19 protein-coding genes and 1 tRNA gene are annotated in these 17,099 nt (G+C 49.5%); 14 read left to right on the forward strand and 6 right to left on the reverse strand.

Annotated elements, in window-relative coordinates; translation table 11 throughout:
* Window positions 1–261: 261 nt before the first annotated feature.
* On the reverse strand, window positions 262–1,416 hold the full coding sequence (locus tag H595_RS0106195; RefSeq protein WP_027670431.1) for a serine hydrolase domain-containing protein: 1,155 nt from the start codon (window positions 1,414–1,416) through the stop codon (window positions 262–264).
* 194 nt (window positions 1,417–1,610) lie between these two features.
* Between H595_RS0106195 and H595_RS0106200 the strand changes: the two genes are divergently transcribed.
* From H595_RS0106200 to H595_RS0106215, 4 genes are read left to right on the forward strand one after another with little or no spacing between them, the layout of a single operon-like run.
* Window positions 1,611–1,991 carry a GntR family transcriptional regulator gene (locus H595_RS0106200; protein ID WP_027670432.1) on the forward strand — a complete coding sequence of 127 codons (381 nt, stop codon included), beginning with the start codon at window positions 1,611–1,613 and terminating at the stop codon, window positions 1,989–1,991.
* Between the two features lie 27 nt (window positions 1,992–2,018).
* Window positions 2,019–2,897, forward strand: coding sequence for an ABC transporter ATP-binding protein (locus H595_RS0106205; protein WP_027670433.1), 879 nt, complete (start codon window positions 2,019–2,021; stop codon window positions 2,895–2,897).
* An 11-nt stretch (window positions 2,898–2,908) separates the two neighbouring features.
* A complete protein-coding gene (locus H595_RS0106210) occupies window positions 2,909–3,595 on the forward strand; it encodes an ABC-2 transporter permease (RefSeq protein ID WP_027670434.1) in 687 nt (228 codons plus the stop codon).
* Between the two features lie 54 nt (window positions 3,596–3,649).
* Window positions 3,650–4,801, forward strand: coding sequence for an acyltransferase family protein (locus tag H595_RS0106215; RefSeq protein ID WP_027670435.1), 1,152 nt, complete (start codon window positions 3,650–3,652; stop codon window positions 4,799–4,801).
* Window positions 4,802–4,819: 18 nt separating this feature from the next.
* Here H595_RS0106215 and H595_RS0106220 read toward each other — a convergent pair whose 3' ends face one another.
* Together H595_RS0106220 and H595_RS23425 are read right to left on the reverse strand one after the other, a co-directional pair.
* Complete coding sequence (locus H595_RS0106220) at window positions 4,820–5,956, reverse strand: MbnH family di-heme enzyme (RefSeq protein WP_027670436.1); 1,137 nt, start codon at window positions 5,954–5,956, stop codon at window positions 4,820–4,822.
* Window positions 5,953–6,765, reverse strand: a complete 813-nt coding sequence (locus H595_RS23425) for an MbnP family copper-binding protein (protein WP_027670437.1) — start codon at window positions 6,763–6,765, stop codon at window positions 5,953–5,955. The genes H595_RS0106220 and H595_RS23425 overlap by 4 nt, the downstream gene beginning before the upstream one ends.
* A gap of 91 nt (window positions 6,766–6,856) precedes the next feature.
* On the opposite strand from H595_RS23425, the gene H595_RS0106230 reads away from it, so the two are divergent.
* The 6 genes from H595_RS0106230 to H595_RS0106255 all read left to right on the forward strand — a co-directional run bounded on the left by H595_RS0106230 (window position 6,857) and on the right by H595_RS0106255 (window position 12,558).
* Entirely contained in the window at window positions 6,857–9,574 is a 2,718-nt protein-coding gene (locus tag H595_RS0106230) for a choice-of-anchor B family protein (RefSeq protein ID WP_027670438.1), read from the forward strand.
* 307 nt (window positions 9,575–9,881) lie between these two features.
* Complete coding sequence (locus tag H595_RS0106235; protein WP_027670439.1) at window positions 9,882–10,220, forward strand: DUF883 C-terminal domain-containing protein; 339 nt, start codon at window positions 9,882–9,884, stop codon at window positions 10,218–10,220.
* A 9-nt stretch (window positions 10,221–10,229) separates the two neighbouring features.
* Window positions 10,230–10,685 carry a hypothetical protein gene (locus H595_RS0106240; RefSeq protein WP_027670440.1) on the forward strand — a complete coding sequence of 152 codons (456 nt, stop codon included), beginning with the start codon at window positions 10,230–10,232 and terminating at the stop codon, window positions 10,683–10,685.
* Window positions 10,686–10,714: 29 nt separating this feature from the next.
* Window positions 10,715–10,972 carry a hypothetical protein gene (locus tag H595_RS0106245; RefSeq protein ID WP_027670441.1) on the forward strand — a complete coding sequence of 86 codons (258 nt, stop codon included), beginning with the start codon at window positions 10,715–10,717 and terminating at the stop codon, window positions 10,970–10,972.
* A 294-nt stretch (window positions 10,973–11,266) separates the two neighbouring features.
* A complete protein-coding gene (locus H595_RS0106250; protein WP_027670442.1) occupies window positions 11,267–11,611 on the forward strand; it encodes a PadR family transcriptional regulator in 345 nt (114 codons plus the stop codon).
* Window positions 11,611–12,558 carry an HAAS signaling domain-containing protein gene (locus H595_RS0106255; protein ID WP_027670443.1) on the forward strand — a complete coding sequence of 316 codons (948 nt, stop codon included), beginning with the start codon at window positions 11,611–11,613 and terminating at the stop codon, window positions 12,556–12,558. Before H595_RS0106250 ends, H595_RS0106255 begins: the two co-directional genes overlap by 1 nt.
* A 25-nt stretch (window positions 12,559–12,583) precedes the next feature.
* Here H595_RS0106255 and H595_RS21715 read toward each other — a convergent pair whose 3' ends face one another.
* Both H595_RS21715 and H595_RS0106265 read right to left on the reverse strand, forming a co-directional pair.
* A complete protein-coding gene (locus H595_RS21715) occupies window positions 12,584–13,696 on the reverse strand; it encodes an RNA polymerase sigma factor (RefSeq protein ID WP_051219755.1) in 1,113 nt (370 codons plus the stop codon).
* A 5-nt stretch (window positions 13,697–13,701) separates the two neighbouring features.
* Window positions 13,702–14,616: an alpha/beta fold hydrolase gene (locus tag H595_RS0106265; protein WP_027670444.1), complete on the reverse strand. Its 915-nt coding sequence runs from the start codon at window positions 14,614–14,616 to the stop codon at window positions 13,702–13,704.
* 213 nt (window positions 14,617–14,829) lie between these two features.
* On the opposite strand from H595_RS0106265, the gene H595_RS0106275 reads away from it, so the two are divergent.
* Entirely contained in the window at window positions 14,830–15,042 is a 213-nt protein-coding gene (locus tag H595_RS0106275; protein ID WP_027670445.1) for a hypothetical protein, read from the forward strand.
* Complete coding sequence (locus tag H595_RS0106280) at window positions 15,035–15,322, forward strand: type II toxin-antitoxin system RelE/ParE family toxin (RefSeq protein WP_027670446.1); 288 nt, start codon at window positions 15,035–15,037, stop codon at window positions 15,320–15,322. Before H595_RS0106275 ends, H595_RS0106280 begins: the two co-directional genes overlap by 8 nt.
* A 3-nt stretch (window positions 15,323–15,325) precedes the next feature.
* On the opposite strand, the gene H595_RS0106285 is transcribed toward H595_RS0106280, so the two are convergent.
* Window positions 15,326–15,399: transfer RNA gene (locus tag H595_RS0106285), tRNA-Gly, on the reverse strand.
* A 297-nt stretch (window positions 15,400–15,696) separates the two neighbouring features.
* On the opposite strand from H595_RS0106285, the gene H595_RS23430 reads away from it, so the two are divergent.
* Both H595_RS23430 and H595_RS0106300 read left to right on the forward strand, forming a co-directional pair.
* Entirely contained in the window at window positions 15,697–16,701 is a 1,005-nt protein-coding gene (locus H595_RS23430; protein WP_051219756.1) for a DNA/RNA non-specific endonuclease, read from the forward strand.
* 2 nt (window positions 16,702–16,703) lie between these two features.
* Complete coding sequence (locus H595_RS0106300; protein WP_027670447.1) at window positions 16,704–17,096, forward strand: hypothetical protein; 393 nt, start codon at window positions 16,704–16,706, stop codon at window positions 17,094–17,096.
* Window positions 17,097–17,099 lie beyond the last annotated feature (3 nt).

A 17,099-nucleotide genomic window follows, 5' to 3' on the forward strand; every position in this document is an offset into this window, starting at 1 on the left:
AAGCGAATTATCCATGTTGACTGGTATTAAGGGCGTGTTTTACACGAGTGAATATATAACTGAAGAGCCGGATGCGGTAATTCCGCACGTCCGGATCTGTGTGGGGGCGGCTCAGTAATGGGTCGTTCTACCACGATTGCATTACGTTGTCTTCGGCTTTAAAAGGATAGAAAATGAGCTAGACGCCAACAGCGTTGCGAAAACGGATTAACGCATCGCGTTTGCGGTTTTTGGCTTTTTAATGAGTATCCGCTTATCGCCCTAATCTGGCAGTGCTGCCAGCACTTTGCCCACCAGTTGGTTTAGCTCGTCGCCATTGGCAATCCAACGCGTGACGATTAATAAGTCATTTTCCTGGTCAATATATATAACATTACGGCCCGCACCCTGAAACGTGACAGCGGTTTGTGGCGCATTGGGTAGAGCTTTGCGGCCCGGGTTTAAAAACCAATTGGCAAAGCCGTATTCGGCATTGGCGCTACCGCCGGTGCGGGCCATGGCTATCCAGTCTTTACTGATTAACTGCTGATCCTGCCATTTGCCATCACGTAAAAACAAATAACCAAAACGGGCTAAATCCCAGGCGTTAATAAAAATGCCGCCGCCCCAGTGGCCGCCGCCGGATACTGATTGGACTTTTTTGCCATCCAGTTCAACCCAGCTGTTGTCATAGCCATACCAGCGCCAGGTTGATGAAGCGCCAATCGGCTGCATAATTTGCTCGTTTAGCACTTCGGGCAGTGGCTTACGCCATACATATAGCGTTGATAACGCCAGCAGGTTTATCCGCACATCATTGTATTTATAATATGTACCCGGTGTGCGAAGCGGCCGGTTTGGCCAGTCGGCCGGGGTTTTACCCTCGGGCCGGTCTGCCCAGTCGGGTTTACCCCAGAGCGTGCCTTGCCAGTCACTGGTTTGGCGTAGCAGGTGATCCCAGCGAATTTGGCTGTTGTGCTTGCCGTCATAAAGCGCTGTGCCATGCGGCATGTAAGGGCCAACTTTGTCGTTAAGATCGCGAATTAACCCTTGCTGCCAGGCTAAACCGGTTACGGTGGTTAAAAAGCTTTTGGCGATGCTGTGTGTCATGTCCACGCTGTCGACATCACCCCAGCGCGCAATCAGTTTGCCTTTATAGACAATTAAGCCATTGGCCGCAGCGCGCACACCCATTGGGCCAATGATCTGATCATAAGGCTCGCGGGCACCAAAGGTGGTGGCCTGCACTATGGCCTGATCTTTTGCCGCCGGGTTTTCACTGGCAATGGCGTAATCTATCGCAATAGCCAGCTTTTCAGCATCGACTTGTAGCGCCTGCGGGCTGGCCTCAGCCCAGTCGCCACGCGGCGGGTAGTAGTTTTGCGCCGCCAGCGGCAGCGCCAATAGCGCCAGTAGTAGCGGGAAAGTAAAACGCACAGTAAGCTCCGGTTGGCGAACATAACAGCTGTTATAGTGGCCGCCAGGCCAATTGCCTGCAATAGGCATGCGGCTTATTTGCGCTTAGATAACGCCGCTGTGCGATCTTTCTAATTTTTAACTTGCACTGTGCATATCTGTGTATATACTGTGCATATCGAATATACACGGTTGGTGTGCATGCGGGATGCTTTATGAGTGATGGCCTATTTCTGTCGGCAACAGACAAAAAGCCAATGTATGAACAAATTGTCGAGCAAATCACCAGCAAAGTATCACTGGGAAATTGGCCGGCCAATATGCCTTTGCCATCTATTCGTGAGCTGGCGGCACAAACTCAGGTCAGTGTGATCACAGTTAAACGTGCTTACGCCGAGCTGGAGCTGTCGGGTGTGATTGTCACGCAGCCTGGTCGTGGCTCTTTTGTGTCGGCGCAGCCGGATTTACAGCAACAGCTAAAGCAGCAGCAACTGACACAGCAACTGCAGCAGCTGGTGGAATTAGCCCGGCAACTGCAGTTGACGGACCAACAACTGTTAGCACAGTTGCAACAAAAACTGGAATCGCAGCGTTAACCTGCTGCGACAACGAGGACAAACGCAATGCAGCAATATGCTTTTGACATGCGCAATATCAGTATCCGCTACCCGCATTTTGCCATGGAAAATCTGAATCTTTCCCTGGCCAAAGGTCAGGTATTGGGGCTGGTTGGCGTAAATGGCGCCGGAAAATCTACCACTATCCGTATTTTAATGGGGCTGGTAAAAGCGGATGCTGGTCAGGTGGACGTACTGGGCTATCAATTGCCGGCGCAGCAGGTTCAGGCGAAATACGATATAGGTTTTGCCTCAGATGATATGCGGCTATATAAAAACCAGACATTACAGTGGCATATGGATTTTATTCACAGTATTTTTCCGAACTTTGACCACGGCTATGCTAAAGATTTATTGCAGCGTTTTGAGCTGATTGCAGACCAGAAAATGAAAGGCTTGTCGCATGGTCAACGGGTAAAAGCCTGTTTGTTACTGGTGCTGGCCAGACGACCCAAATTGCTGGTGTTAGATGAACCCACCACCGGGTTGGATCCAGTGGCCCGTGACGAAGTGATTACCGAGCTGGCCGATATATTGCGCGATGATGAACGCAGTGTGTTGTTCTCGTCGCACAACACCCATGACATCGAAAAACTGTCGGACCAGATTGCCTTTTTAGACAGAGGCAAATTACTGGCGCTGCAGGATAAAGAAAGCTTTGTGCAAAGTTGGGCGCGTTTTCGTTGTCAACTGCTGCCGCAGGCGCAGGAGAGTGTGCTCGGCGCGGTCAGTATCCGTCGTAGCGGCCAGCTGGCAGAGGTTATCACCGATCAATGCAGCAGTGACTTTGCCGTCGTGCTGCACCAGGCAGGTTTTAAAGTGATCGAGCAGCATCGGATGTCGCTTGAAGAAATTTTTGTCGCCAACGTCAAGCGTAACAGATAGGAGCAGACAAGATGCTAAATGCGCTGGATAACACCGTAATGATAAAACGTTTGATAGTAAAAGACTGGCAACTGGTGAAAAAGTCCCTGGCCGCTTATATGCTCGGTGGCGTAGTGGTCATTGGCATGATGGGGATGGCCACACCGTTGATGTTTAATAGCGGCGCCATCATGATGATCACGCTGATGATTGTCATTGGCGCCCGCTCGGCCATTGAGCTGGTGGTGAACGAAAAGAAAGATCAAACCTTAGCCTTTATGATGAGTTTGCCGGTTACGGCGCAGGATTATGCCCTGGCCAAGCTTGGCGCGAATCTGGCGCTGTATTTGGTGCCCTGGTTGCTGCTGGTATTGGGGATGCTGCTGGTAATAGTTAGCACACCGGTGACCAACGGCGTGATCCCGCTGGTGGTGCTGGTAAGCGTGTTTATTTTGTTGTCGTACTGCTGTTATCTGGCCACCGCACTACTGACTTATTCAGAAGGCTACACCGTGACGGTGATGATAATCACTAACTTGTTACTGAACGGCTTTATTTTCTGGATCATCCGCATGCCGGCTGTGCATCTAACTCTGGAAGCGCCCACGGCCAGTTGGAATAGCACAACGCTTGGTCTACTTGCGGCAGGTAGCGTGTTAGTGGTGGTTGTACTGATGCTGACCGCCTACTTACAAAAGCGTAAAACCAGCTTTTTATAACCCCAGCTTTTTATACAGCCAGCCTGGTAACGGTTGCCAGAAGGAGCCAGCATTATGTCGCAGGGTAGCGGTTCTACACGCCTGTTTTACCTGGATAATCTGCGTGCGCTTGCGATGCTGGCCGGCGTGCTTTTTCATGCCGCCCTGGCTTACAGCCCTATGGCGCAGCCATTTTGGCCCAGCGCCGATGTACTGAACCATCCGCTGTTTGATGTCTTCGCCTGGGCCAGCCATCTGTTTCGTATGCCGGTGTTTTTTCTGCTGGCCGGCTTTTTCGCCGCTATGCTGCTACATAAATATGGTGAGGCTGTGTTTTGGCGCAACAGGCTGCGCCGCATCGGCTTGCCCTTGTTGTTATTTTTGCCGTTGCTAACGCTGGCTATGGGGGCGGTAATACAGTTTGGCTTGTTCCATGTGCAGCACAAGCCACCGTTTTTAGCCTTTGTCCAGTCGATGCTAAGCCAGGCCGAGCCAGCCGCCATGCCGCTTAGCACCATGCATCTGTGGTTTTTATACCATTTACTGTTTTTGTATCTGCTGACCTGGTGCGGCCGCATTTTGCTTAACCGCAAGATGTTGCGCTGGTTTAGCGAACTTAAGCCAAATGCACTAGTGCTGTTGTCAATAATGGCCTGTGTGCCTGCCTTGTATAGTGTGTCAGTGCCATTTCCGGCACCGGAATGGATTTTCCCAGCCTTATGGGCACTGTGGTTTTATGGTGTGTTTTTTGGCTTGGGGTATGCCTGTTTCAGCATGCCGGCCTTGTTAGCCGGCTTTAGTCCGTTTCGGCATTATTATTTGCTACTGGGCGCTGCCAGCTATGCGCTGTACTACGCGTTATTGCCGATAACCCTGACACCACAGAGCCAGCCAGAAGGTTGGCTGAAACTGGCGATCACTGTGCTGGAAAGTTGCAGTGCGGTGCTATGGACACTATGTGCCCTGCTGTATGCCAGGCGCTGGCTAGACTGGGATAGCCGCGCTCTGGCGTATTTGTCAAAGGTTAGCTTTTGGCTGTATATCGTGCATTTGCCGCTACTGCTTTTTGTGCAGTTTCTGTTGATTGATGTGCAGATGGCACTATGGGTAAAATTTGTTATCAGCTGTGGCGCTACGCTGGCACTCAGCCTGCTGGGTTTCCATATTCTGGTCGCGCCCACCGCTCTGGTCAGCATCCTGGCCGGTAACCGAACACACCAGGCGTAAGCGGCGAATAACCCGGTATTAGCGTGCGTCCGCTTGTGGCCACGGGTTGCTGTAAGCCGGGTTGCTGACAAATTGCTCGTCGCTCAGGCTGTGTAAAAACGCCAGCAGCGCTTGTTTTTCTTCTGGGGTTAACTCAAAACCGCGCACAAAACCGCTTTTAGCCGGGTGTAATCTGCCATCGCTAAGCTCGCCATTGATCTCGGTTACCAGACCGCCTGCGGCATAAAAATCGACTACCTGCGCTAATGTCGCCAGACTGCCGTCATGCATGTAAGGCGCCGTTAGGGCGATGTTTCTTAGTGTTGGTGCCCGAAAGCGGCCATCGTCTGCCGGGTTAAGAGTTACTTCTGCTAATCCTCTGTCGTGCTGTAAATAGCCGCTATCTGCCAAATCTGGCCGGCTGGTATAGTACAGGCCGGTATTGTGAAATGGTCGGCGATCCAGTGGCTGGCGTTCGTGACTGGTGGCTTGAGTAAAGTTAAAGCCGCCGTGGCAGTGGTGGCATTCTAACCGCTCAGAGAAAAACAGGTTTAACCCCAGTAACTCTTGCTCATTTAGCGCATTGTCATCCTGTTGATAGGCGTAGCGGTCAAAGCGCGAATTAAACGACAGTAACTGCCGGGTAAAGCTGCTAAGCGCATCAACGACCTGACGAAACTCTGGCTTGCTGTCGCCAAAGGCGGCATTAAATAAGCCAGGGTAAGGCTGGCGTGTTAGCCGCGCTAAAATCTGTTGTTCGTGGCCAGCCGCGCCCAGTTCTGTTGGTGTGTCGCCAAATAGCGGGATCAGCAGTTGTGCTTCAATATGCTGCAAGCCATCGTGTGCCCAGGTAAGGCTGTTGTTATAAGCCACATTAACCAGTGCTAGCGCATTGCGCCGGTGCAGTTGTCCGGTACTGCCAACAGACACCGTACGAGGTTCAGCAAAAGCATGTGCTTGCTGGTGACAACTGGCACAGCTTTGCTGCTGATTGGCTGACAACGCCGTGTCGTAAAATAAATAGCGGCCAAGCTCTGCCTTTGCCGCCGACATGGGGTTATCTGCCGGTACTACCGGCTGAGGAAAGCCTTCGGGCAGTGCCCATTGATAAGCGGGTTCAGGCTTGCTACAGCTACTTAGCAACACGGTAAGCAGCAGTGCCAAGGCATATCTCATTGCATGCTCCAGCCTAGTGCCTTGCCATTAATGCCTAACCTTGGCAATAAGGTTTGGCAGCTTAGCCGGTTGATGTCTGACATGCAGTGATTATCGGCCGACATATTAATGCCATGTAGCAGTGGCGCCAGGTCTAATTGCAGCGTTTGGCCACGCTGAAAGGGCAGGTTAATGCGGGCTAAATTAGGCTGTGCACAGGCTTTGCTTGGTGCACGTAGTACGCTGGCAGACTGGCAGCCCGTAGCACCCAAATGCAATGCCCATGCGTTTGCCTGTGGTGAGTTAACCTTGTCGCTAGCCTTGCCTGCCAGTTCTAAACGCAGGTATTTATAGCCTTGCTGCCAGCTCCAAAACATATCACTTTGATTCAATGGCGTCTTAGCTAACAGTGGGTCTTGGTGGTTACGCAGTTGTGGCACGCCTACAGTAAAACTTAAGCTGCCACTGGGCAGGACGCTGGCAAATTTTAACTGCCAGTTGCCACGGCTATTTAATGCGTTACCGTCACACACGGCACCCAATAATGCAATGTTGGCTTGCTGATAGGGCAGCGTTGGGTCGAGCAATAAAGGCGTATTGTTTACGCTAAACTCACTTAAATACAGCTGAAATTGCTGCAGCGCCCAGGGTTTGCCGGCAATGTTTAGCGTGCTATCACAGGTAAGGGCTGCACCGTTATACTGCAATTGTAGTGATAGTCCCGCTGAGCCTGACTCCGATGTTGACCCCGAAGCAGTAGTGCCAGGCTCACAGCCGGTTAGCAACGCTGGCAGCAAAACGGCTAGCAAAGAAATACTCAGTCTCAACATTAATAAACACTTGCATAACATATGTATGAGGCTAACAATACCTGAAATAACAAAGTTGGTCGATATAGCAATAATACTGAAGGAGTGGCCTGTGCAAGCAAGTTTAGGTTTCAACCGTATTAGCCTGGTATTGGGCTTGCTGGTATTGGCAATGCTGCCGCTCCAGGTGCTGGCGCATGCTGAACATGATAAAGCGCGCTTTGTTGCAACCGATGGTAAGGACATTGGTCGCTGTGATAAACCTTTACGTCCCTGCCAGACTATTGGCTATGCCGTTAAACAGGCCAACAAGGGTGATAAGGTGTTGGTGGCTGCAGGCCATTATCAACTTAATGATGAAGAGCAGCTGTTTTACTTAAGCAGCGAGTTAGTGCCGGTATTGGGTGGGTACAGCCGGATAGACCATTATCAATTGCAGGCACCGCAAATTAACCGCACCACACTCAGCGGCGTGCCGGCCGAGTGGCAAGATAGGCTTTTACGTCGTGGTTTACATACATTGCGTGACGGCAAAGCCAGCCTGTCTGCCGGTTTGCAAGCGCGCTTGGCGCAGCATCAAAGCCTGAGTTATTCGCAGCCAGCGCAGCAATGTGTGGACGGTAAAGCTGGTAATTTTAGCTGCCATAATATCGATTTGGTTGGCCATGTAGGCTTAAACGATTTTAGCTCGCGACCCAGTGCAGCAAATGATATTTGGGGCCATGTTGATTTAAATACCGGTACCGAGTATGCCTTAATTGGCCTGACCAACGGTACCGCGGTGGTAAGCCTGGCAACACCGGATGCACCATTGGAAGTAGGCACTATTTCAGGTACTTTAACCTCCTGGCGTGACATTAAAGTATACCAATATTTCGATAACACCTTACGGCGCTGGCAGGCGTATGCCTATGTCTCGTCTGAGGGCAGTGATGGTATTCAAATTATTGATTTAAACCGGCTACCTGATGCGGTATCGCTGGCGGCAAGCTACCGCACTGTGGTATCCAGTCATAATGTGTTTATCGGTGGTGTAGATTACAGCACCAATAGCCAAAATAGCCCAGCAGCACCGGCGCTGTATTTAGCCGGGCAGAACACGCAGCGTGGCGCCGTGTCTACGTTGTCATTGGCTAATCCCACCCAATTGTCGTCTTTATGGCAACGAGGTACCGCACTGGCTGAAGATTACAGCCATGATGTGGCCATGATGCAAATAGAAGACAGCCGTGCGACAAGCGACTGTCGGTTTAGCCCTTGTCAGGTGTTGTTTGATTTTAATGAGCAGGAGGTGCAGTTGTGGGATGCGTCTGTTGCTTCTTCACCGGTTAAGTTGTCGCAGTTCACGTATGACCGGGCCAGCTATATTCATTCAGGCTGGAGCAGTGAGGACAACCGCTTTCTGTTTGTTCATGATGAATTGGATGAAACCAGTTTTGGTATAAACACTACCCTAAGAGTGTACCAGCTTGATGATTTACGTAACCCGGTGCTGCAACATACCTGGAAAGGCCCCAGTGCCGCTATTGACCATAATGGTTTTGTTCGTGGCAACCGCTACTACATGTCTAATTATCAGCGCGGTTTAACCATTCTGGACATCACAGATCCTGCTGCGCCTACCGAAGTGGCTTTCTTTGATACCTTTTTACCCTCTGACGGTGCGGCGTTTAATGGAATGTGGGGCACTTATCCCTACTTACCTTCTGGCCTAATTTTAGGCAGTGATATTAATTCTGGCTTGTATATCTTGCAAGACAATAGCCTTACCTCTGCTGCCGGTTCGCTGTCGTTTAATCAGGCCAGTATCGAGGTGGTGCCAGGTGCTGCTGCGCAGCTTAGCGTACAACGGCCAGCGGGAACGGGAGCTGTTAGCGTGGCGTATCAAAGTTTTGCCGGCAGTGCAGTGCAAGATATCGACTTTGAAGCGCTAAGCGGGCGATTAAGCTGGGCGGCCGATGATAACAGTGACAAAACCATTACACTTAATACCCTTGATAGCGGTGAAGCCGGGCGGCGCACTGTGTTTGTCAGGCTGTTCGACCCACAAGGTGGTGCCACGCTGCAAGCACCGGCCATGACAACGGTGGCGTTTGGCATTGAGCCACCCCGCCCGGGTAGCCTTAGTTTTGTGCAACAAAATAAGCGGGTATTAGAAAACAAAACGGTGCAGCTTAGCGTGCAACGCCTGGGCGGCCAAGACGGCGACGTTGCTATTGATTATGTGCTGCAAAGTGCTAGTGCAACAGTAGGCGAGGATGTTGTTGCACAAAATGGCCAGTTAAATTGGGCCGATGGCGACATTAGCGATAAAACGTTTACCCTGGAGCTTATTGATGACACCTTGGATGAAGGTGACGAAACCTTTACCGTGCAGTTAGTTAGCGTTAACGGCAGTGTGCTGGGGGCAAGAAGTGCTTTGCAAATAACCATCCTGGACAACGATCTGAATACTCCACCGCAAGTTAACGCCGGAGAAAATGTTCAGGTAAATGCCGGTCAAATGGTTAGCTTAACTGCCACAGGGCAGGATGCAGAGAACGACAGCATAAGTTATCAGTGGCAGCAACTCAGTGGCAGCACGGTTAGCTTGCAAAATGCGGCTAGTGAAACGCTGTCGTTTGTTGCACCGTCAAACAGTGCCACGCTGGTGTTACAGGTAACCGCGACAGACAACCGCGGAGCCAGCAGTAGTGATGACGTTACCGTTACTGTTGTGGCTGTGCCGCAGAACAATGCCAATACTAGCGAAAGCACCGGTGGCGGCAGTGGTTCTCCTTTTGCCTTGCTGTTATTAGCGTTGCTGTGCTGCCGACGCCAACGTCGCTAAGGCATGGCTCTAACACCGGGTTCTAACACAGGGTTATGCGATAGCACCCAACTAACGTGCTAAGTTACCGCGCTAAGAAAAAAGCCAGACTCTCGTCTGGCTTTTTTCTTTTGGTACCCTGTAAAGATTACTAGCCGCAGGTAACTTCTACAGCTTTGGCAGTGGATAGTCGTGTCATTTATTTTTTTATTAACCTTATCCTATTGTTTTGTATCATTATATTTAAACTGGAATAACCATTGCATAGTTAACGTTGTACAACAGCAGTACTTCACTGCTTTTCATCCTGTTAACTAAGGAGGCATATATGGCCAGCTCATCAACTCAAACCAATAGTTCGTCTAGTAGCTCAGCAAATAACTCAGCAAATAATGCAGCAAATACGCCCGTTACTGACAAAGCCACTGCGGCGGCGCACCATGCCGTGGATGCCATGGCAGAAAAAGCCTCAGTTGCCGAAGATAGTTTACGCAAAACCGCGGCATCGTCGCGCGACACTATTGCGCACAAGCAAGAAGAAATTAAACAGCAACTACAAAGCTCTTACAGTAAAACCCGGGAGCTGGCAGCCGAAAACCCGTTAGCTACAGCAGGTATTGCTTTTGCTGCAGGCATGCTGCTTACCACATTGTTACGTCGCCGGTAGGATATGGCTATGCAAAGTCGTGAATTTGCCCAGGCGCCGCCACAGAAGCCGGTGACTAGCAAGACAGCGAATATAGGCGAGCAAGCGCTGGATCAGCTAACAGAGCTAGCGGCAATAAGTTGGTCGGTAACGGCCAACTATACTGAGCAAGTAAAGCTCACCGCTAAGACAGCTAAAGCAGAGTTATCGCTGTCTGCGCGCAGCCTTACCGTGGCTGCAGGCCTGGTGGTGTGTTTTGCTGCCGGGCTTATTTTACTCTGGGGCAGTATGCTAGTTGCCATTGGCTACCTGACATTTCAGTTAACCGGTTCGCTATTAATCATGGCCGCTACCTTATTACTGATGCAATGCATCATGCTGCTATTGTGTTGGCGTAGTTTACGTTACGTTTTATCGCAAGTAGGGTTTCGTCATACCTGGCAGCAGCTATGTAACGTGTTTATGGCCAAGGCAACTGAAAAGTAAGATGCGCATGCTGATAAAGGAGGACACTCATGCTGATAGATAAACTTTTGCGCCGCCGCAGACAGCGTGTACAACATTTCGCCGAGCAAGGCGCACAACTTCAGCAAACCTTACAAGCACAGCAATGGCTGTTAAAACAGCGCGCCAGCGCATTTATCGTATCTGCACCGGGCTTACTGCTCAGCTTTAGCGTAGGCTGTTTATTTCAATTACGGCACAACAATGCCGTGAAAACCCTGCATCGTGTTGTTGGCCTACGCCGGCTTACTAAGTGGTTTATTTTATAACCCGGTACGCCGAACGCAGCAAAATAGCAAAAAACCTTTATGCTTAAACCCATAACCCATAACCCATAACCCATAACCCTGGCGCATGCTGCAGTGTTGCGCTAGCTCGGGTTCAACATAGTGCCAGTCCTTGTATTACCATTCCCTTTGACTAAATCCTGTTTAGCCTTCTCAGTAAAATTTATTTTTGAATATTTTTTCAGCAAGGTTCTTGCTAAATTGCTGTGCGTCGCATAGTATGTGTTGCATGGTGTGCGATACACAGTATGTGTTGCACAGTAAAAGGAGAAACGCATGACAACAGCACAGTTGGATAAAATGCGACTGGAGTTACGCCGTGGGGTACTGGTGTTAGCTGCCCTGGCGTTGTTAAAGCAGCCGCATTATGGCTACTCATTACGCAAACAGTTGCAAGATAGTGGTATTGATATCGACGAAGGCACGCTATACCCGCTAATTCGTCGTTTAGCAGAGCAAGGGTTGCTGGACAGTGAGTGGAAACACGCTGAAGGCCGTGAAAGGCGTTATTACCAGTTATCTACAATGGGCCAGGAAATGCTGCAGCAGCTTACTACTGAATGGCGTTTGTTAAATGGTGCGCTGGGTAACTTATTGGCAAGTGATGAGGAGAAGGCATAATGGAATTAGTCCAACGTTATATTGCTGCTGTGCAGCGCGAATTACCTGAAACAAAACGTGATGAAATAGGCCGCGAGCTTAATGCCAATATTATGGATCAGCTCGACGCACTGACAGAGCAACAGGGTGAAATAAGCGATGCTGAAGTGGCAGCGCTACTAAAGCAAATGGGCCATCCGCGCACTGTAGCACAGCAGTTTGTGCCGCCACAGCCATTCATCAATGCAAGCTATATGGCGCTGTATAAAAATACCTTGTTTATGGTGTTAGGTATTTTATTTGTGCTGCATCTGGTTGAAGTGACGACACATTGGCTAAGCAGCGCCAATATGGGCCTGATAAGCTATGGTTTTGCCCTGTTTGGCGGGTTTATCGACGAAGCGTGCTTTGGTTTCACCTCTATTACGCTGGCATATTGGCTTATGTCACGTCAGCAGCCTGTCGCGAATGCTGGCTGTGGCAATAATTGGCAACCGGAGAAACTGCCACCAGCCGGGCCTGGTTGGCAGCATATAAAGCTGCAGGATATTTTTACCGATTTAGCCAGCTACATTTTTTTACTGGTTGTGATCTGGTACCCGCTGTCGATGTCAGCTGAACAATTGGCGCAGAGCAGTTTGCTGTTAAGCAGTAATGTCAGGTTGATACTGCAATACAGTACACCTGTGATTGTGTTGGGAATTATGCATTCTTTATGGCAATTGCAGCAGCGGCTGTGGAGCCGAAACATGTTGGCCAGTCATGTAGTGTTAAATGTGGTTATTGCTGCCATTGCACTGTATCTGGCCAGCACTTCTCCACTGCTGCAGCTTAATACAGAACGTTGGTACGGCGTGTTTAACCTGCAGCAACTGGAGCGCAGCGCTATGATAACCTTGGTAATTATTGCGCTGTTTCCCGCCTGGGAAGCGCTGCGTGATAGCGTGCGGCTGCGTAAATTTAAATAGTTTTTTGTCACCAGTCGGCTGCCTGTTACAGGCGGCCGCTGTTGATTAGGCCAATAATTAAACCGGCAAAGCCTGCACCATAACCCAACACTAAACCAAACGTACACCACAGCTGCTTTTTACGGTATGCCGCCGCGCCTTGTTGTTTTAACTGTGGCACCATTAACTGCCAGCCGCGATAGTTGGCCCACAACAGGCCGCTAACAAACAGCGTAAAGGCGCTAATTGGCCCCCAGGCACCGGCAGTAAACTCGTAGCTGACGGTTAACAGCACACCACAGCCTAGCACCCAAGCAATAGTAAGGTTACGTAGTGTAATTAGCTGCTGTTTTTGCTTAGTGCTGTTGGCGCGTTTTATCGGCTGGCGCATACCGGCAATAACACCGACCACGCCAGCAAGTGCACCCAGCATGGCACCGCCCAGCAGTAAGGCAGCTTTTCCCAGCCATGAGCTTTGGCTGGCTGCTGCCGTACTTGCCGTGGCCGCTGCTATCGGCGGGCTGGCCAGTGTTAAGGCGCTGCAAATGGCTGTGGTTAGCCCAAGGCCGGGTGCGGTGGTTAATATCAGCTTGCCGTATTTGGCCAGTAACTGACCTTTTAACAGTTCGCGCACCCGCTGTAGTTTTTTACGTACATTGCTCTCGCTTAAACCCAGCAGTTCAGCTACCTGTTGGCTGTTTTGCTCTTCGCGGTAAAACAGCAGCACGATTTCACGGCTGTCTTCAGGTAACTGGCTGATAAAATCCGCCATTATATGGTTTTGCTGTGCTTTGGCTAAGTCGTCATCCAGCTCAAGTTCGCTGGCAAACTCTGCCAGTGCTGCATCAGCATCATCACCGGTGAGAGTACTGCCAACTTTGTTATCGCGCAGGTAGTTAAAGGCACGGTAGCGCGTTATCTGGCGTACCCAGGGCAAAAAGCTAGCCGGGTTTTGTAAGGTATTCAGTTGCTGCCAGATATGAATAAACACCTGCTGGGTAATATCTTCACTGGCGTCTAAATCTTTAACAATAGCCAGTGCAATGCTGTTGACACTGCGCTGACAGCGCGCCACTAAACGTTCAAAGGCGTTAATATTACCTTGCTGCGCGGCAGTAACGTCAGGAATAAGCTGCTGCTCTGTAAATGTGATAGCCATAATGCTTACTCCTGCAGTGCGCTGATAATCTGGTTTGCTAACCACGCTGGCTGATCCAGCATAATAAAATGCCGCGATTGCTCATTAAACTCAAGCGTGGCATGGGCAATGCTGGCAATTTGTTCTTGATACAAGGCTTTGGCTCGTTCCCTGTCAGCGTTTGATGTTAAAGCCCCACCGGCACCAAGTAACAGCACTTTGCTTTTAATTTGATGTACTACCGGGCGCAAATCCGTTGTCAGTAGCTCATATACCGCCTGACCAGCAGCTTTAGGATCAGAGCGTGTCGCCATATCCAGCACCTGCTGCTGATGCTGTTGTGATGTGGCCTGAATAAACAGCCCTTGTGCCGTCATGGCGGACAACTGCTGTGGGCTCATTTGTTGATACTGCTGGCGCAGGTAATCGGCCTGTCCCTGCATCATCGCAACCGTGGTATCGTTAGTGCGACTGAACACCGGCGCCAGATAGGGCAGGCCGTCTACAGCAATCACAGTGCCAATCATTTCCGGCGCGCGGCTGGCGAGGTTAAATGCCATAAAAGCCCCTAAACTGTGGCCAACAATTGCAGGCTGTTTTAGGTGGTGTTGATTAATATATTGCAGCAGTTCTTGTGTAACGGTGGGTAGCAACTCACCATCAATGGCTGGTTTACCAGCAAAACCGGCAATACTGATTAAATGCAGCTGATATTGACCCGAGAGCGCTTCGGCTGTTGGCCGCCATACGCTGGCGTCCGACATTAGCCCTGGTATCATAATCACCGGTTTGCCTTTGCCAATAACCTCAACACTAAAGCTTTCAGCCGCTTTACTACTAAAATTGGCCGCCAGCATACCGCCAACGATGGTTAGGCTAATGGCGAAGTGGGTCCAAAAGCCGGGTTGCTTTTTATGGTTGTTTTCGTTTGAAGGTTTCATTTTAGGTCCTTAATAAGTTATGAGTAACATTACCAAGTACCGCCAGCAAAACGGGCTGTGACAAAAAAACTGAAAAATATTTTAACGGTAACAAAACTGGAGCGGGTGGCGGGAATCGAACCCGTGTCTAAAGCTTGGCAAGCTTTGCGGGGTAGTTGAGCTACACTCAGTTACACAGTATGCTGACCAAGCAACAGTAAGTGGAGTATATCGGTGATAAATATCCAAATAGACAACCCAGCATTGGAAGCGGATTTAAAACAAGCTTTTGGCGACAATCCGCAATCGGTCGCGCACGCTTTTGCTGAGTTTGTGCAGGCAAAACGTATTGGCGATGACATTAAGGTGTCACTAAGTCAGTTAGAGCAAGGGCAAGCACTTAACTCTGCCGACGTATTTAACAGCATTCGCGCTAGGTATGAGTAAACTCACACTCGCTTTTTCACCCAGAGCTAGCGAGCGCTTAGGGCAAATAGCAGCACACTTGTCTGAGCAAGGTTTATCAAATGCATTTGTTATCGATTATCTGAATCAATTTGAGTTGTGGCTGAATAAAGTACTGCTGGAGTTTCCGGATTCAGGTGTGCCTATGCCGCAATTTGGCGCTGATATAAGAAAAATCTGCTATAAAAAATACAGTTTTGTTTATCGCGTGACGGTAGAGCAAATTGAAATTTTGACGGTGTATCGAGAAAACTTACCTTAAAACTGGAGCGGGTGGCGGGAATCGAACCCGTGTCTAAAGCTTGGGAAGCTTTCGTTCTACCATTGAACTACACCCGCAGAACAGGCAACCACAGTAATGGAATGCTGCTTCAGCCGTCAACCAGATAAAATACTTTTTTCTTTGTACCTGTTACGCTAATGTAAGTGCTAAGCCAAACTTCAAGGAGATGAGGTGCTTAGTATTTGCGAAACATTTAATGCTGCGCTTTATGCGCAAATTAATTACACTAAAAATCAATTTTTAACCTTTAATTTAATATTAATTTGACAAAATTAACCCCTGTTGTGAGAATGCGCGACCTTATGAGTTAGGTTTTTTATTCATAGTCTTGTTTTTACTGGGGTAGTTGCAGCATGCACAATCAGCAGTTCGATGGTGTTATCTTGGAAGATAAGTGGGGTAAAACTTACCTCTGCAGCAACTGCCTGTTAGCCTTTGCTTCGCTTGGCGAGAGCCAGATTTGGGAAGTAAAAGACGCCATTTTCTGTAGCTATTTTCTGCACGATTTAGAACCTTATTGGGATCTACGACAAATCTGGACAGACGTTTACCGTCATGCCCGGCCGTGGGAATATGACTTGTCGGGCTACTCTGATTTTCAGCTGCGCGATACACTAATACAGATGTTTGCCCAGCAGGAAATATGGTTATGGCAGTTAACCGAAGGTTGGGGGCAGCCACCTAAAGGTAACGGCATTGGCGATGGCGGTTTAGTTGCGGGCAGCAGTAGCACAACCCCTTTACCGATATCGAAAAAAACCAATAAACCCGGCGGCGGTGTAAAAGTCACTAACGCTGTTTCGTCGACAACGGCCACTCATAGCAGTGCAGTTAAGCCAACCAATACGGCATCGACAAATCAGAGCGTTACCGAGCGGTATGGTGACAATGAAGCGGTTTGGGTAATTGATGAACAAGGTAGGCCGGTATCGGTTACCGCTAGCTTGGGTAGCACTTATAGTGATGCGCGTTCGTCGCAGGAAAAGAAACATCAGCGAACGGTAGGGGGCGATGCCCGGTTAGATACCGACGATGGCGGGCATATAATCGGCCACCGCTTTATGAGTGACCAAGGCTTAAAAAACTTGTTCCCGCAGGATGCTAACTTAAACCGTGGTGCTTATAAATCCATGGAAAATGAATGGGAAGACTGGACTGAAGAAGGTTATGAAGTAAAACTTACCGTCCGTTTAGACCCGCCAGGTTCAGACCGGCCAGATAACATCATTGCCGAATATCAGGTTTTTGAGAAAACAAGCGGTGATATGGTATTTGAGCGTCGCCATGGCTTCAACAATCGCAAAGGCGAAGCATTTGAACGGGTCGCCCGCAAAGATATGCAGGACTACAGAGGTTAACGATGAATATTGATCCAAAATATATCCAGGAATTAGCAGAACAGGTGTTGCGCTGTAAGCGCGTAATCGAAACAGAGAGCTGGGACGCACTGGCTTTTGTATTTGATATTGCTGACGGCCATATGGCCAATTCAGGTTTTTTATATGTCGCCGATAAAATTGTGCCTGCATCCGCAGGCATTGAAGAAGACCTTATGGCGTTAGACAATAAAATTCTGGAGTTTCGCGAAGCCATATTTGAAGCCTGCGGCCATAAATTTGTGCAACTGCTTATTCAAATGAACTCGGCCGGTAAAATTCATATCGACTTTGAGTTTGATAACCCCAAACGTTGGAATATGGGCCCGGCTAACTACCGCGCAATGCGCGAGCAGTTACGCCCGGTGTTTAACTGAGAG

Origin of the sequence: Rheinheimera baltica DSM 14885 (assembly GCF_000425345.1) — a bacterium.
Lineage (GTDB): Bacteria > Pseudomonadota > Gammaproteobacteria > Enterobacterales > Alteromonadaceae > Alishewanella > Alishewanella baltica.

What these genes read in the sequence shown, in the direction of transcription:
- H595_RS21715 (WP_051219755.1), bottom strand. Translation starts at nt 13,696, where the DNA reads ATGGCTATCACATTTACAGAGCAGCAGCTTATTCCTGACGTTACTGCC.
- H595_RS0106250 (WP_027670442.1), top strand. Translation starts at nt 11,267, where the DNA reads ATGACAACAGCACAGTTGGATAAAATGCGACTGGAGTTACGCCGTGGG.
- H595_RS0106240 (WP_027670440.1), top strand. Translation starts at nt 10,230, where the DNA reads ATGCAAAGTCGTGAATTTGCCCAGGCGCCGCCACAGAAGCCGGTGACT.
- H595_RS0106235 (WP_027670439.1), top strand. Translation starts at nt 9,882, where the DNA reads ATGGCCAGCTCATCAACTCAAACCAATAGTTCGTCTAGTAGCTCAGCA.
- H595_RS0106205 (WP_027670433.1), top strand. Translation starts at nt 2,019, where the DNA reads ATGCAGCAATATGCTTTTGACATGCGCAATATCAGTATCCGCTACCCG.
- H595_RS23425 (WP_027670437.1), bottom strand. Translation starts at nt 6,765, where the DNA reads ATGTTGAGACTGAGTATTTCTTTGCTAGCCGTTTTGCTGCCAGCGTTG.
- H595_RS0106245 (WP_027670441.1), top strand. Translation starts at nt 10,715, where the DNA reads ATGCTGATAGATAAACTTTTGCGCCGCCGCAGACAGCGTGTACAACAT.
- H595_RS0106265 (WP_027670444.1), bottom strand. Translation starts at nt 14,616, where the DNA reads ATGAAACCTTCAAACGAAAACAACCATAAAAAGCAACCCGGCTTTTGG.
- H595_RS0106300 (WP_027670447.1), top strand. Translation starts at nt 16,704, where the DNA reads ATGAATATTGATCCAAAATATATCCAGGAATTAGCAGAACAGGTGTTG.
- H595_RS0106210 (WP_027670434.1), top strand. Translation starts at nt 2,909, where the DNA reads ATGCTAAATGCGCTGGATAACACCGTAATGATAAAACGTTTGATAGTA.
- H595_RS0106200 (WP_027670432.1), top strand. Translation starts at nt 1,611, where the DNA reads ATGAGTGATGGCCTATTTCTGTCGGCAACAGACAAAAAGCCAATGTAT.
- H595_RS0106220 (WP_027670436.1), bottom strand. Translation starts at nt 5,956, where the DNA reads ATGAGATATGCCTTGGCACTGCTGCTTACCGTGTTGCTAAGTAGCTGT.
- H595_RS0106255 (WP_027670443.1), top strand. Translation starts at nt 11,611, where the DNA reads ATGGAATTAGTCCAACGTTATATTGCTGCTGTGCAGCGCGAATTACCT.
- H595_RS23430 (WP_051219756.1), top strand. Translation starts at nt 15,697, where the DNA reads ATGCACAATCAGCAGTTCGATGGTGTTATCTTGGAAGATAAGTGGGGT.
- H595_RS0106215 (WP_027670435.1), top strand. Translation starts at nt 3,650, where the DNA reads ATGTCGCAGGGTAGCGGTTCTACACGCCTGTTTTACCTGGATAATCTG.
- H595_RS0106280 (WP_027670446.1), top strand. Translation starts at nt 15,035, where the DNA reads ATGAGTAAACTCACACTCGCTTTTTCACCCAGAGCTAGCGAGCGCTTA.